Raw genomic sequence first — 14,264 nt, 5'->3', positions numbered from 1 at the left:
ACAGAGCCCCCCTGGAATTGTTTTTGGAGTTTGGCTCTGATCTGAAACGATGCTTCGCTTGGCAGGCGAAGGCGGTCCGTCACGGTTGTCCGCCGAATTCCAACCGCCGATTTCGTCCGGTGAGCATAGCAAGATCGGGCCTGCTCACAAGCGTCGGAGCGCTGCCTGCGCCTCAGATTTCGACAGGAAATTTTCGAACGCTGTTTTCATTGGATTTTTGCTACGCTTAGGCGCGGGAGCGAAGCCTGAACTTCCTATTCGCTTCCCGAATGCCTACTTCTGGTCTGAAACACATTGTCTCGTAGTCCGGATGTCCGGCTGATGCCGGCGCTTTCCTGTCCGGTGTGTTCGGCGCCTCCGGCAAGAGACGTCTTTGCTGCGACGAGACAATGAACAGACAACTGGCGGAGCCGCATGTTCGACTGGGCCTATAAGAAGCGCTTGAAGGACGACCTGGAACTTTGGGTCGAAAGGGGCTGGGTGAGTTCTGCCGGCGCAATGGCCATATTGAAGGAGCAGGACCAGGACGACGGCCGGTCGCGCCTGCCCATGGCCCTGGCCGGAATAGGCATGGTCTGCGTGGCCCTGGCGTTGCTTGCATTCATTGCGGCAAACTGGGGCGCGATCCCCAAGTCAGTGAAGCTTGTCGGCATTGCACTGCTTGTCGTGGCAAGCAACGGTCTGGCTGCCTTTGCCGCTTCAAGAGGGCGCAAGGGCATTGCTGATCTTGCAACAGGTTTTGCGACATTGGTCTTCCTCGGAGGCATGGCGCTGATCGGACAGATCTTTCACCTGCCCACCGACTGGCCCGGTGGCGCCTTCCTTGTCTGCCTCGGTGCGTTGGCCGCTGCCTGGCTGACAGGTTCGAAGACATCGCTGATCGTCGCGGCAGGTGCTGCCATCACCTGGCAGGTCACGCGCTCCGATTTCGGAGCGGCGCCGCTCATGGAAGATCTGATCGGACTTCTCCTTCTGGCAGCGGTGTTCGCCCATCCGGTCGTGCATCCAGCGCGGATTTCGCGCTGGGCAGCAATTTCGTTGCTCTGGGTGACCTATGGCCGCTGGTTCGGTGAAACGGCGGATCTGCTGAATTCCGGCGACGACATCGTCGTCGCCATGTTCCTGGCTGGAACAGGCGGAATGGCGGCGGCGATGATGTTTATCGATCCCGTTGCCGATCTCTTCGTGAAGTGGTCCAGCGACCGGCCGATGCGCCGTCATGGGCATTGGCTGATGGCAAGATCGCTTCAGGATGTCGGCATTCTTGTTCTGTCCGTGCTGATCGTTCTGGCTCTGGTCCTCGTTCCCGAGGTTTCGGACGACCCAGACTTGAAAGCCCTTGCGACCCTGCCGGCTCTGGTGCCGCTGGCTGTTGCCATGGTTCTGCTGGTGACCGGTTTGCTGCTCTCCTACAAGACTGCCAAATCGGGCGCGCTATTCGGAACAACCGGTCTCGCACTGGTGGCTGTGCTGATGCCGCTCCTGACGGCAAATATCCTCCTGCTGGCGGCGTTCGTTCTGGCGGCGCTAATCGGCCTTTGCGCGCTGGGCACCTGGTACAACAACAGGTTCTGGATGCTTTGCGCCTATCTGGGCCTGACTGCGGTCGCACTCTGGCTTCTCCAGGTCACCATCGGCAGTCTTTTGGGGCAGTCGCTGTTCTTCCTTGTCGCAGGTCTCGTGCTGCTCGGGATGGCGCTCTGGCTGGCGCGCCTGATGCGGCGGAGCGGTCGAGCGCCGGTTCAGGAAAACGTCACGGAGGAGATGCAGGGATGAGCTCGTCAGCCGCAACATCTTCCTCACAATCGCAGTCCCGCAAACAATGGCTGCGCTGGGCGCTTCTCGCGCTGATCCAGCTAGGCCTCCTATCGATCCCGTTGTTCGACAGGCTAAGCGTTCAACACAGCGGAACCGCTGTACCGCTTGCCGTGGTGCCGGTCGATCCGAGAGATCTCTTGCGGGGCGACTATGTGGTGATCAATCTGGCGATCGGCACCATCTCCAAGACGGTGCCAGGGGCTGACAAGTTCCGGTCGGGAGATCGTGTCTTTGTCGGTCTGAAATCCGAAGGGGCAGGTGCAGCCGTACCGGTCCTGATTGCGCGGGAAAGAGCAGAGGCTGGCGATCTGGCCATTGCCGGCACCGTTCGCTCAGTGCTCGAGGACGAGATACGGGTTGACTACGGCATCGACGCCTTTTTCCTGCCGGAGGGCGAAGGGCTTGAAATCGAGCGCATGGACCGGTCACGCATCCTGCTGGAAGTTGCTGTTACCGAAGACGGCCGCTCACTGCCGGTGAACCTTCTGGTGGATGGAAAGGCCTTCCGGTCCGATGCGATCTTTTGACGTCTGGCCATTCTGGCGGTATGAGCGCGTCAGCTGAAACCCGTCTGAAAGACCTCCATGTCCGATCCCGCGCTCGATACCCTTCTCTTGCCTCTTGAAACCGGGGCCATAGAGCTTGCCGAAAAGAGCCGCGTCCTGTTCCTGCGCGCCAGGGCTGGGCGTTCGCTGGCAGCGCTTGCGGACGCGGATCTGGTTTGCGAACAGAGCTTTGCACCAGACCGGAACGCGCTGCAAAAGGCTGGGCTGAAGGCCGAAGCGGAAACGCAAGAGGACGGCTTTGACGCTGTTTTCGTTCTGCCCGGTCGTCAGCGGCAGGAAGCAAGAGCACAGCTTGCCCGTGCGGTTTCCAAGACACGTCCCGGCGGCCTCGTTATTGCCTGCGCGCCCAACACCGAAGGCGCGAAGACGCTGGAAAGCGATCTTCAGGATCTTCTGGGCAGCGCTGAAAAAATGACCAAGAACAAGTGCCGCGTCGCTTGGTGTGAAGTGTCCGATGGCAGCCAGAACAGTGCACTTCTCGCCGAATGGCAGGCGCTCGATGCGCCGCGGCCCGTGCTGGACGGTGCTTTCGTCAGCCGGCCGGGCATTTTCGCCTGGGACCGGATCGACCCGGCTTCCAGACTTCTGGCCGAGCAACTGCCGGCAACGCTCAAGGGCAGGGGTGCGGATCTTGGAGCGGGCTTCGGGTATCTGACCCGTGCCGTCTTCGAGAAAGCCCCCAAGGTCACGTCGATGGATCTGTACGAAGCGGAAAAGCGTGCGCTGGATCTTGCCGAAAAGAACCTGGCTGCCTTCAAGGGCCTCAGAACGATGAACGGCATCTGGTCGGATGTGACCCAGGGCATCGAAGGGCCTTACGACTTCATCGTTTCCAATCCGCCGTTCCACCAGGCCGGCAAGGCTGATCGTGCTGATGTCGGTCAGGGCTTCATCCGAGCCGCTGCCCGCGGACTTCGGCCGGGCGGTGAATTCTTCATGGTGGCCAATCGGCATCTTCCCTACGAGCATACGCTGGGCGAAGTCTTCGCTGACGTGAAACAGCTCGCCGACGAGGGCGGTTACAAGGTAATCCGTGCCGTCAAGGGCAAGGGAGCACGATAAGATGCGTCTTGTGAAACTGCTCGCCAATCTCGGCTATGGCAGCCGGAAGGAAATGCAGGTCGCCATCCGCAACGGTTGGGTCACCGACCGTGAGGGCAACAGGCTGAAGGCCGATGCCAAGACCGCTCTCGAGGACATTCTCTTCGACGATGAGCCGCTCGACCCCGCCCATGGTGTAGTCATCCTGATGAACAAGCCGCTTGGCTACACCTGTTCCATCAAGGATCAGGGGCGGCTGGTTTACGATCTGTTGCCGGGCCGGTTCCGCATGCGCAAGCCTGTGCTGTCCACCATTGGCCGGCTCGACAAGGAAACATCCGGCGCGCTGCTGTTTACCGATGACGGAACGTTCCTGCACCGCGTCATCTCGCCCAAGTCTGAAGTTCCCAAGGTTTACGAGGTGACGCTCGACCGTCCGATGAAGGGCGACGAAGCGGCGCTGTTCGCCTCCGGCGACATGATGCTGGAAAGCGAGGACAAGCCGCTGAAGCCGGCGGACCTTCAGGTGGTTGACGAGACCCATGCCCGGCTCACCCTGCATGAAGGCCGGTATCATCAGGTTCGCCGCATGTTCGCCGCGACGGGCAACCATGTCACCGATCTGACCCGCAGCCACATCGGCGGTCTTGGTCTGGACGGTGTTGAAGAGGGGCAGTGGAAAGTGCTGTCCGAAGAGGAAAAGACGCGCATCTTCGAAGGCGAATGAGGTCACGGATGCGCGTTTTCGCGGACTGCGTAAGGATTTCTTGAGTCCGGATTGTCACTCTTAAAATATTTAAAATCAGATACTTACAGATAATCTGATTGCTGGCGGCTGAAAATTCTCAAAAAAAGATTTTTCCTGCTGCATCCAAAATTCGATCTGCCGTGTTCCCGGAATGTGAGGCCAATTCGATGCCTCCTGCCTTTGAGAGACGGAGATCTGAAATGCCCCTTCTTGCACGTACGCTTCTGAGCGCATCCGCCCTTGTTCTGGCCGCTGGCGCTGCTCATGCGACCCCTGCGATCGGTCTTGCCGGTGAAAAGACCCTGGTGGTCATCGACAGCAATTCCGGAAAAATCACTGACACGATGGAAGTCTCCGGTGTCGACAGCCTGCTCGGCATCGATCTGCGGCCTGCCACGGGACAGCTGATTGGCGTCAGTGCCGCACACGAAATCGTCGAGATTGATCCCAAGACCGGCGCGGCAACGGTCATTTCCAAAATGGACAAGATGCTGCCGCTGAAGGACGGGCAGCCGGTCGTCGTCGATTTCAATCCCAAGGCCAACAAACTGCGTTTCATGACCGGGCTGACCAACCACCGCGTCGACATCGAAAGCGGCAAGGTGACCGTCGACGGCAGCCTGGCCTTTGAGGAAAAGGACATGCATGCCGGCGAAGCGCCGAACATCGTTGCTGCGGCCTACATCAATTCCTACGGCCAGCCGGAAACGACGGCGATGTATGACATCGACGCAACCATCGGCGCGGTTATCCGGCAGACATCGCCGAACGACGGCACGCTTGCAGCTGTCGGCAAGCTGGGAGTTGATCCTGCTGAAACCTACGCTTTCGATGTCGCCACAGATGCGGAAGGCAACAACAAGGCCTGGCTCGCAACTGGCACGTGGTTGCACACCGTTTCGCTGGAAACGGGCAAGGTCACAGGAAGCTGGGAACTGGTTGGTCTGGAATGGCCGCTGCGCGACATCACCTTCATGACGGCGATGTAATTCCTGCCTGAAAACAAGCTAACGGAGCATCTTCAACCCGAACAATAAAGCAAGATGCTCTCGGCCTTGAAGACCCACCCCACCTGGGTCGCAAGGCCATTTGCCGGAGCAGCCTGGACCACCCACCCCGGGCTGCTCCGGTCCTTTTACGGCAAATGGTCCGGCAACGCTGTTGATGCGTAGCAGTCAGGAGACCGATGAGATTGAACAAGTGAGATCAACGTGCTGGACATGCCGGAAAGCGCAAGCGAAGTGAACCATGCGGCCCTTCTGTCCGCCTGTGCACGCAAGGACCGCACGGCCCTGCGGCAGATCCTGGAACTGGAAGGCCCCAAGATGTTGGGCATTGCCAAGCGCATGCTGCGCCGGCAGGACCTTGCCGAAGACGCGCTTCAGGATGCATTGGTTCTGATCTGGCGCAAGGCTTCCCAGTTTGATCCTGCGAAGGGATCCGGTCGTGCCTGGATCTATGCGGTTCTGCGAAACAGGACCTTGAACATGCTCCGGGACGGAGCCCGGGAAACAGCAACCGATGACGACAGGCTGGAACGCCAGATCGATGGCAGCGACCTGAACGACGCCTGGGAAATGCTGGGCCATGACAGCGAGTTGCGCCGGTGTCTCGGGCGGCTGGAAACCGAAAAGCGCAGTGCGGTGCTGATGTCCTATATCTGGGGCTACACCCACGGCGAGATTGCCGGGCGGCTGTCGGCTCCTCTGGGAACCGTAAAGGCGTGGGTACGCCGTGGTCTGTCATCCCTGCGGGAGTGCATGTCATGAAAACAGCCCGCCGAGACCTTGCCGAACTTGCAGACGAATTCGTCATTGGCCTGTGCGATCCGGAAGAACAGCGCGAAGTGGAAGAGCGTCTGATGAAGGAGCCGGAATTGGCCGTTCTCGTGGAACTTGCCCGTCAGCGGTTCGCCGCCTTGGACGCAGCGACGCCCCGTGAAGCCGTGCCCGACAGCCTTTGGCACCGCGTTGAAAAGCGTCTTGATGCCGTGGAGGAGAGCCTTGTCGCACCCGAGGCGAAAGAGAGCCATGCCGAGGCACCGGTGGATCTCAGGGCCGAGAGAGAAAAACGCAGCAGATCCCTCGTGTGGACCGCGGCAGCCAGCCTCGCGGCAAGTCTGGTTTTGGCCATTGCGCTCGTCTGGAACCTGATGACGACAATCGAACCACAAGTGATCGCCGTTCTCGTCAACGACGCCGGTCAGCCGGTTGCGATGATCGAGGGGGCCGAGAACAATGCGACCGAGGTCACGCTGCTGGGCGAGACCGATGTTCCGGCAGGCACGATCCTGCAACTCTGGACCAAGCCGGACCCGGATGGACCACCCGTTTCTCTCGGCATCTTCGACGAACCGAAACAAACGGTCCTGCAAGCTGCAGGTTTGCCGGTTCCGAAGCCTGACCAGCTTTATGAGATCACCTTCGAACAGCCCGGTGGGTCTCCAACCGGCTTGCCCACAGGTCCGATCCTCGGCAAGGGCCTTGCTAGAGAGCCAAGGTGATCTTCGGCCCGTAAGGGGCAGGGGGTGGCATGTGCTGGGGCATAGGCTTTATCGACGAGTGCCCGGTCCCTGACGTGACCTTACAAAAACACCCGGCAAATGGGTTTTGCCGGGTGTCGATTGTTTGCGAAAATTGCAAAGTCAGGATTTGGAAGCCTTTGCCGCAAGGGCGATGGCGATGTAGCTCCAGCCGTTGAGCATCACCGAAATGCCTGCCAGCAGTCCAAGCGCCCAGGCCGCGGAACTCGGCAGCTCCAGCCAGATCATGACGCCCGCAGCAAGAGACACCAGCCCGGCGATCAGCACCCAGACCCAGCCTTCATGCGGCTTCAGTTTGAACGCCAGCAGAATCTGGCTGATACCCTGTGCCACGAAGATCGCCGCGATGACCACTGTCAGCGCGAGCGTTCCCGCCAGCGGGTTCACATAAATCACGATGCCTCCGACGACAGCGATGATGCCGGTGATCAGGTTCCAGAGGAAACTGGCCGTGCCATGCGTCTTGAAGGCATGGTAGATCTGAACCAGGCCGCCGATGAAAAGCACAGCTGCAATCAGAATCGTGACGGCAACCGAGGTTGCCAAAGGCGCGGCGATCAGGATCACGCCACCTATGACCAGCGCAATGCCAAGCGCCAGAAACCAGCCCCAGTTGTCCTGGATCTTTCTTTTCATATTCTCTACAGCCTGAACCGTATCTGTCATTTTGACCTCCTCACGCTCTGGTTGCCTTTGCCGACCGTAACCCCTTTGCAAATAAACGCAATATCCTGATCGCAAATTGCCCGCGAGGGGGGCATCGGGACTGTGACTTGACTTTTAATGTGTATATGCACACATAGCGCGAATGGAAGAGGATGACTTCTCACTCTGCGTCTTGGACAACGCCCGCAAGGCTGCGCGCGCTGTCAGCCGGCATTATGACAAGCTGGCACGGCAGGTCGATATGACACCCGGCCAGTTTTCCGTGCTTGTGTCGATCCACAAATACGAAGGCGCGACGACGGCGGAACTGGCGGAGCAACTGTCCATGGAGCGGACAACGCTGGTTCGCAACGTGGCACTTGTTGAGCGCAAGGGACTGGTGGCATCGCAACTCGTCCCTGACGGCCGCAGCAAACAATACCGGCTGACGCCAAAAGGCGTAGACCTGTTGAACAGGATTCTGCCGCTGTGGCGGCGGGCGCAGGCCGACGTGAAGGATCATCTGGGGAGTGATGAGTTTCTGCGCGCCATCAACACCCTGAAACGGCTGTCAGAGCTTTAGCCGGACGGCACGGGCTTCCAATTCGGGCGGACTGGCACACCGCCTCTACACATCTTAACTGCCGGGGCGGGGGCGCTGGCAAAACAATATGAGGTAAGACATGCGGCGTGTGGTCGTAACGGGACTGGGGATCGTTTCCCCGCTGGGCACCGGGGTGGACGCTTTCTGGAACCGGGTGACGAAAGGGGAAAACGGCATCCGCAGGATCACCCACTTCGATGCAGGCGATCTGGCCTGCCAGATCGCGGGCGAGGTTCCCTCCAAGGCAGAAGACGAACACGGCTTTGATGTCGACGCGGTGATGGATCCGCGCGAACAGCGTCGCTCGGACCGGTTCATCCACTTCGCCATGGGGGCGGTTCAGGAAGCGCTTGCCCATGCCGGTTGGGAGCCGAAGTCTGACAAGGACAAGGAACGCACCGGGACGATCATCGCGACCGGGGTCGGCGGGTTTCCGGCCATGACTGCCGGAACGCGGCTGGTGGACGAAAAAGGCCCGCGCCGCGCCTCACCCTTTCTGGTGCCATCATTCCTGGCGAACCTTGCCGCAGGGCAGGTCTCTATCCGTCACGGCCTCAAAGGTCCGATTGGTGCGCCGGTGACGGCCTGTGCCGCCTCCTTGCAGGCCCTTGGCGATGCCGCCCGCATGATCCGTTCGGGAGAAGCCGACGTGATGGTGGCCGGCGGGTCCGAAGCCTGTATCGACAGGGTGTCTTATGCCGGTTTCTGTGCCGCAAAGGCCATGTCGTCCAAACGCAACGACGATCCCGCCCATGCGTCCAGGCCGTTTGACCAGGACCGCGACGGTTTCATCATGGGGGAGGGCGCCGGCGCGCTGATCCTGGAAGAGTACGACCATGCGAAGGCTCGTGGTGCGACGATCCTGGCCGAGCTGGCCGGTTACGGCACCAGCGCCGACGCCTATCATGTCACCGCGTCTTCGCCGGACGGTGAGGGGGGGCTTCGGGCCATGCGGCAGGCCTTGTCGACGGCCAATCTCTCGGCCGGTGAAATCGGCTACGTCAATGCACACTCCACGTCGACGCCTGTCGGCGATGCCGCCGAGATCGCAGCCCTGACAACCCTGTTCGAAAACCGTGGCAAGGACCTGGCGGTGTCGTCGTCCAAGTCGATGTTCGGGCACTTGCTGGGAGCCGCTGGTGCCGTAGAAGCGATTGCCTGCGTGAAGGCGCTGATGAGCGGCCTGCTGCCGCCGTCCCGTAATCTGGAAGCTGCCGACGAGGCCATGAGCCGGTTCGAAATGATCCCCGGCAAGGCCATTGCTCGCGACGTCAACCACATCCTCACCAACGGGTTTGGCTTCGGCGGTGTGAATGCAAGCGCGGTGTTCTCCAGAGTGTAGGCTTGGTCAAAGGGCATTTTGATACGGAAACCGGACTTGTCGCCTGAGCGGCAAGGCAGGACTTTCGAACATCGGCATGCCCCTGGTCGAATGCGACCGCTCATTTTTTGAGCTTTGAAAACTCACAAATCCCATATATGAGAAAATTCTCGTTTATGGGATTTGTGGTGATGAGCCTTGATAAAGAACTGGCCAGGCGGCTGACCGAGCTGCGCCGGTCCAGAAACTGGCCGCTGGAAGAGCTGGCGGAACGCACCGGCATCAGCCGGGCGACACTGTCGCGGATCGAGCGCGGCGATACCAGCCCGACAGCAAGTGTGCTTGGCAAGCTTGCCGCCGCGTTCGGGCTTTCCATGGCCGAACTCTTCGGCCCGGCTTCCTCAACAGTCGAACGCCTTGTAACCCGGGACGCCCAGGCCATCTGGACGGACCCGGAGACAGGTTACACCCGGCGCACGCTGACACCCGCCGCCAGTGGTTACCGCGGGGCAATGATCGAAGGCTACATTCCTCCCGGTGCCACTGTTGCCTATGCCGCGCCACCGGTGCCTGATCTGGAGCACCAACTTGTGCTTCTGGAGGGCAGTCTGCGGCTTGTCATTGGTCTCGACACTTATGATCTGGACCCCGGCGACGCACTCCGCTTTCGCCTCAATTCTCCCAACAGCTATCATGCGTCCGGCAAGGTGCCGGCACGCTATTTCCTGACGGTGATCACGCCATGACGCTTTCCGAAAACGCCGCCGCTTCCCCGCAGACTGAGCCTTTCGTACCCGAACCCCCGGTCTTTCTGATGTCTGCGGGCGAAGTTCGCAGGTCCCTTTCTGCTCTGGGGCAACTCCTGAAAGCCTGTGTCGAAGATGGTGCGGGCATCGGCTTTATGCTGCCGATGTCACTGGAAAAGGCCGAAGCGTTCTGGACCAGTAAGCTGCCTGCCATCGAGAGCGGCGAGGCCTTTCTGCTCGTTGCCCGTCAGGGCCCGGAGGTTGCCGGAGTCGTGATGCTGGTGAAGGAAGGGGCAGACAATCAGCCCCATCGGGCGGATGTCGCCAAACTGATGGTTCATCCGGACCACCGCCGCAAGGGTCTTGCCAGAAAGCTGATGGCTGCCGTCGATGGGCTCGCCTTGTCGGTGAACCGCTGGATGCTGGTGCTGGATACGGTTACCGGAGACAGGGCGGAAAAGCTTTATCCCACCTGCGGATACCAAAAGGCAGGCGTCATTCCCGATTATGCCTACAACAGCCATGGCCATCTGGACGCAACGACTGTCTTCTATAAGGATTTGCGGTAAGGCGGCGTTTCCGTCTGTGGCGCAAATGCCCGCCGGATGACAGCCTTTGAAAAACAGCAGAGACCCGGGCTCGGTGAGCCCGGGTCTCCTTTTAGGTACTCTCAAGCTGACCGCAGTGACGGCGGATCAGCCGAGGACCTATGTGACAGTCCTGCTTACTCGCTGAACTCCACCGAATTGGGTTTGACACCCATGTTCTCAAGAACGTCCTGAACAGCTTCCATCATGGGCGGTGGTCCGCACAGGTAGAAGTGACGGTCAAGATCCGGCACCAGGTCTTTGATCATGCTGGCATCAACCATGCCATGGTGACTGCCTGCGGTATCTTCATCCGACAGGATGTGCTCGACCTTCAGGCCTTCCATCGCCTCCAGTTCCTGACGATAGATGATGTCGTCCGAGGTCTTGTTGGCGAAGATAAGCTGGTTGCCGTCCAGCTTGCCCTTCTTTTCCAGATCCCGGAAAATCGCAAGGAACGGTGTGATGCCGGCGCCGCCGGCAATGAACACGCCGGGCTCGTCGTACCGGAATGTCTCGAACGGCTGAGCGATCAGTACGGTGTCGCCTTCCTTCAAATTGTGAAGGCGCTCTGTGACGCCGTCACGATCGGGGTAGCCCTTGATGGTGAACTCAAGCGTGCGCTCTTCCGGCAGCGAGGTCATGGTGAAGGGCCGTGTCTCTTCCCGCCAACCGTCTTCATCGACGGCAATCTCTGTGGCGTCACCGGCCTTGAAGTCGAATCCGTCTGGCTCGACAAGACGGAAGCGTTTCACGTCGTGCGTGACCTGTTCGATTTTGAGAATGGTCGCCTTGTGCATTTGTGCGTCTCCTTCTTGTTCATGGAGGAAACGCGACAAGGGGGCGGTGGGTTCCGTCCGGAACAGACTGCCTCATCATCCGCGCCGGCCGTTCGAGGGCGCATGCGGCAGACGGCCGATCGCTCGCTTTCATCACTCTGAAGCGGCGGTTCGTTGCCGCTTCAGCCCAGGCGAGAACTTGAATCAATTTCTGAAGATGAGCGGCTAACCTGTCTGGCTAGCTTGCCTCGTTCAGCATTTCCAGCTCCAGCCACTGCTCTTCCGCAGAGCCTTTTTCCTCTGTGAGATCAGTGATTTGCTGGGAGATCTTGGCAAACTTGTCAGGGTTCTTCACATAAAGCTGCGGGTCGTTCATTTCCGCCTGAAGCTTTTCAAGACGCGCTTCAAGTTTCTCGATCGTGTCCGGCAGGGTTTTCAAGAGGTGCTGCTGGGTGAAGCTCAGTTTCGATTTCGCCTGAGGCTTCTGCGAGGAAACCTCTGTACCGGAAGGTTTTTCCTTCTTTGCCGGTGCGGCCTTGTCGACTTTGCGGGCCGTCACACCTTCGCCCCGCTGGGCCAGCATGTCGGTATAGCCACCGGCGTATTCCCGCCACAGGCCTTCGCCTTCCGAAACGATCACGGACGTCGCCACCCGGTCAAGGAAGTCGCGGTCGTGCGAGACGATCAGAGCAGTGCCGGGATAGTCGGCCAGAAGTTCCTGCAGTAGGTCGAGCGTTTCCAGGTCGAGGTCGTTGGTCGGTTCGTCGAGCACCATCAGGTTCGACTTGTTGGCCAATGCCCGGGCGAGCATGGCGCGAGCGCGCTCACCGCCCGACAGCACACCCACCGGCGTGCGCGCCTGTTCCGGCGAAAACAGGAAGTCCTTCATGTAGGACATGACATGTTTGGTCTCGTCGCCAATCACCACGGTATCGCCGCGACCGCCGGTCAACACGGAAGACAGCGTGTCGTTGAGATTGAGGTTTTCGCGCTTCTGGTCGAGCGTGACCATTTCCAGGTTGGTGCCGAGACGCGTCGTGCCCGTGTCCGGGGCCAGCTCGCCTGTCAGCATCTTCAACAGGGTGGTTTTGCCCGCGCCGTTCGGGCCGACAAAGCCTACCCGGTCGCCGCGCTGGATGCGGGTGGAGAAGTCCTTGACGATGTCGCGTTCGCCATAGGTCTTGGAGATGTTCTTGGCTTCGATCACCAGTTTGCCCGAGACTTCGGCATCCGCTGCCGCGAGCTTGGCAGTGCCCTGGGGGCCGCGATGCTCGCGCTTCTGCTTGCGCAGGTCCGCCAGCTCGCGCACCCGGCGCATGTTGCGCTTGCGCCGGGCCGTGACGCCGTAGGTCATCCAGTGTTCTTCGCGCTTGATCTTTTGCGCCAGCTTCTGCTGGTCAACCTCTTCCTGCTCGAACACCTCGTCGCGCCAGGCCTCGAAGTGGGCGAACCCCTTGTCGAGCCGACGTGCGACGCCGCGGTCGATCCAGACAGTGGTGCGCGACAGGTTCTCCAGGAAGCGACGGTCGTGGGAAATCAGCACCAGAGCGGACTTGAGGCTCTTCAGCTCCTGTTCCAGCCATTCAATGGCGGGAAGGTCCAGGTGGTTGGTCGGTTCGTCGAGCAGCAGGATATCCGGCTCCGGCGCAAGTGTCCGGGCGAGGGCGGCCCTGCGGGCTTCGCCGCCCGAAAGGGACTTCGGATCTTCAGAGCCTGTAAGGCCGAGGACTTCCAGAAGATAGGCGCCGCGATAGGGATCGTCGCCCTCTGTCAGCCCCTCGTTGACGTAGTCCAGCGTGGACGCATAGGCGGACAGGTCCGGGTCCTGCGGCAGATAGCGCACGGTGCGCCCGGGCTGGAAGAAACGTTCGCCCTTGTCCATCTCCACCATGCCGGCGGCGATCTTTAAAAGGGTCGACTTGCCCGAGCCGTTGCGGCCGACCAGGCACATGCGTTCCCCTTCGGAAACGGAAAGCTCTGCGCCGGTCAGCAGAGGTGTGCCGCCAAAGGTCAGATGAACGTCGCGGAGTGTCAGCAGCGGTGGAGCCATGAGGGTTTTGTTTTCCCGGTCGGAATGTCGGATCGGCGCCCGGTTTACTGGCCACGCGTTTGCCGCGCAAGCGGCCCGGAAAGAACGTCCTGTATTTTTGATCGGCATCAGAGAGATTTCACTGCGAAAATGGGGTATTCTTGCTGGCACGTGGACAGGGGCGACCAACAGGCGCAAGACGTGCGCCGACAGGAGAGAGCATCATGTCTGACCTGAAACCGGCGAACCGTGAACGCAGCATCAGTGTGCGCAAGTGGTTCCTGACCTGTGTCACAGCCGCCGCAATCTGTGTGGCAGGGGCATTCGGCAGCCTGAGCGGTGCAACGCGTGCACAGGCCGACGGCATTTATTTCAATGGCGTTGGCATCGGCTTTGGTTTCGGAAATCGCGGGTATCGCGGCGGTGCTTTCTATGCACCCTATGGTCGCTACGGCCCGCCCTATCGCCCTTACGGCGCCCCTTATTATTACCACCCCTATGACATGAGAGCCTATCCTTACCGGTCACGGGTTTATGTAAACCCGCCGCGCTACCGCGGACAGCCGCAGCGTGTCCCCTATACCAAGACCGGTCTGGCTCCGTTTACCCCCGACTGGACCGCCTACTGCGCGCGGAAATTCAAGTCCTTCAACCCCAATACGGGCATGTATCTGGCGCATAGCGGAAAATACCGATTTTGCCGATAGGCACGAAATAATATTGCGCATGATGAGGTTGATATATTTGATTGCGCAGTAAAAACGGGAAAAAATATTCCGCCCAAGTTCGAAAATCTGCAAAAACATCGCCTTTTTGTCGCTGTGATTGGAATGTGCCG

15 protein-coding genes are annotated in these 14,264 nt (G+C 59.9%); 12 read left to right on the top strand and 3 right to left on the bottom strand.

Features of this window, described 5'->3' with window-relative positions:
* The first annotated feature begins 414 nt into the window (after positions 1-414).
* The 7 genes from FMN63_RS14425 to FMN63_RS14395 all read left to right on the top strand — a co-directional run bounded on the left by FMN63_RS14425 (position 415) and on the right by FMN63_RS14395 (position 6,676).
* A complete protein-coding gene (locus tag FMN63_RS14425) occupies positions 415-1,776 on the top strand; it encodes a DUF2157 domain-containing protein (RefSeq protein WP_209001120.1) in 1,362 nt (453 codons plus the stop codon).
* Positions 1,773-2,345 carry a GDYXXLXY domain-containing protein gene (locus FMN63_RS14420; RefSeq protein ID WP_209001119.1) on the top strand — a complete coding sequence of 191 codons (573 nt, stop codon included), beginning with the start codon at positions 1,773-1,775 and terminating at the stop codon, positions 2,343-2,345. Before FMN63_RS14425 ends, FMN63_RS14420 begins: the two co-directional genes overlap by 4 nt.
* Positions 2,346-2,402: 57 nt before the next feature.
* Entirely contained in the window at positions 2,403-3,446 is a 1,044-nt protein-coding gene (locus FMN63_RS14415) for a class I SAM-dependent methyltransferase (protein WP_148584647.1), read from the top strand.
* A 1-nt stretch (position 3,447) separates the two neighbouring features.
* Complete coding sequence (locus FMN63_RS14410; protein ID WP_148584646.1) at positions 3,448-4,152, top strand: pseudouridine synthase; 705 nt, start codon at positions 3,448-3,450, stop codon at positions 4,150-4,152.
* Between the two features lie 221 nt (positions 4,153-4,373).
* A complete protein-coding gene (locus tag FMN63_RS14405; RefSeq protein WP_148584645.1) occupies positions 4,374-5,162 on the top strand; it encodes a DUF4394 domain-containing protein in 789 nt (262 codons plus the stop codon).
* 231 nt (positions 5,163-5,393) lie between these two features.
* Positions 5,394-5,942 (top strand): sigma-70 family RNA polymerase sigma factor, encoded by a 549-nt coding sequence (locus tag FMN63_RS14400; RefSeq protein ID WP_148585586.1) that lies wholly within the window; start codon positions 5,394-5,396, stop codon positions 5,940-5,942.
* Positions 5,939-6,676, top strand: a complete 738-nt coding sequence (locus tag FMN63_RS14395; RefSeq protein WP_148584644.1) for an anti-sigma factor — start codon at positions 5,939-5,941, stop codon at positions 6,674-6,676. Before FMN63_RS14400 ends, FMN63_RS14395 begins: the two co-directional genes overlap by 4 nt.
* A 141-nt stretch (positions 6,677-6,817) precedes the next feature.
* On the opposite strand, the gene FMN63_RS14390 is transcribed toward FMN63_RS14395, so the two are convergent.
* On the bottom strand, positions 6,818-7,381 hold the full coding sequence (locus tag FMN63_RS14390; protein ID WP_162855033.1) for an HdeD family acid-resistance protein: 564 nt from the start codon (positions 7,379-7,381) through the stop codon (positions 6,818-6,820).
* Between the two features lie 142 nt (positions 7,382-7,523).
* Between FMN63_RS14390 and FMN63_RS14385 the strand changes: the two genes are divergently transcribed.
* The 4 genes from FMN63_RS14385 to FMN63_RS14370 all read left to right on the top strand — a co-directional run bounded on the left by FMN63_RS14385 (position 7,524) and on the right by FMN63_RS14370 (position 10,600).
* Complete coding sequence (locus tag FMN63_RS14385; RefSeq protein ID WP_148584643.1) at positions 7,524-7,943, top strand: MarR family winged helix-turn-helix transcriptional regulator; 420 nt, start codon at positions 7,524-7,526, stop codon at positions 7,941-7,943.
* A 100-nt stretch (positions 7,944-8,043) separates the two neighbouring features.
* Positions 8,044-9,306: a beta-ketoacyl-ACP synthase II gene (gene fabF, locus FMN63_RS14380; protein WP_148584642.1), complete on the top strand. Its 1,263-nt coding sequence runs from the start codon at positions 8,044-8,046 to the stop codon at positions 9,304-9,306.
* 170 nt (positions 9,307-9,476) lie between these two features.
* Positions 9,477-10,031, top strand: coding sequence for a helix-turn-helix domain-containing protein (locus FMN63_RS14375; protein ID WP_209001118.1), 555 nt, complete (start codon positions 9,477-9,479; stop codon positions 10,029-10,031).
* Positions 10,028-10,600 carry a GNAT family N-acetyltransferase gene (locus tag FMN63_RS14370; protein ID WP_148584640.1) on the top strand — a complete coding sequence of 191 codons (573 nt, stop codon included), beginning with the start codon at positions 10,028-10,030 and terminating at the stop codon, positions 10,598-10,600. The genes FMN63_RS14375 and FMN63_RS14370 overlap by 4 nt, the downstream gene beginning before the upstream one ends.
* Positions 10,601-10,755: 155 nt before the next feature.
* Here FMN63_RS14370 and FMN63_RS14365 read toward each other — a convergent pair whose 3' ends face one another.
* A complete protein-coding gene (locus tag FMN63_RS14365) occupies positions 10,756-11,418 on the bottom strand; it encodes an FAD-binding oxidoreductase (protein WP_148584639.1) in 663 nt (220 codons plus the stop codon).
* 217 nt (positions 11,419-11,635) lie between these two features.
* Positions 11,636-13,447: an ATP-binding cassette domain-containing protein gene (locus FMN63_RS14360; RefSeq protein WP_148584638.1), complete on the bottom strand. Its 1,812-nt coding sequence runs from the start codon at positions 13,445-13,447 to the stop codon at positions 11,636-11,638.
* A gap of 203 nt (positions 13,448-13,650) precedes the next feature.
* Here FMN63_RS14360 and FMN63_RS14355 point away from each other — a divergent pair, with 203 nt between their 5' ends.
* Positions 13,651-14,133: a BA14K family protein gene (locus FMN63_RS14355; RefSeq protein WP_148584637.1), complete on the top strand. Its 483-nt coding sequence runs from the start codon at positions 13,651-13,653 to the stop codon at positions 14,131-14,133.
* The last annotated feature ends 131 nt before the right edge of the window (positions 14,134-14,264 follow it).

Source organism: Stappia sp. BW2 (genome assembly GCF_008107695.1).
In the GTDB taxonomy this organism is placed as follows: domain Bacteria; phylum Pseudomonadota; class Alphaproteobacteria; order Rhizobiales; family Stappiaceae; genus Roseibium.
This window is presented reverse-complemented; position numbering and strand designations above follow the sequence as displayed.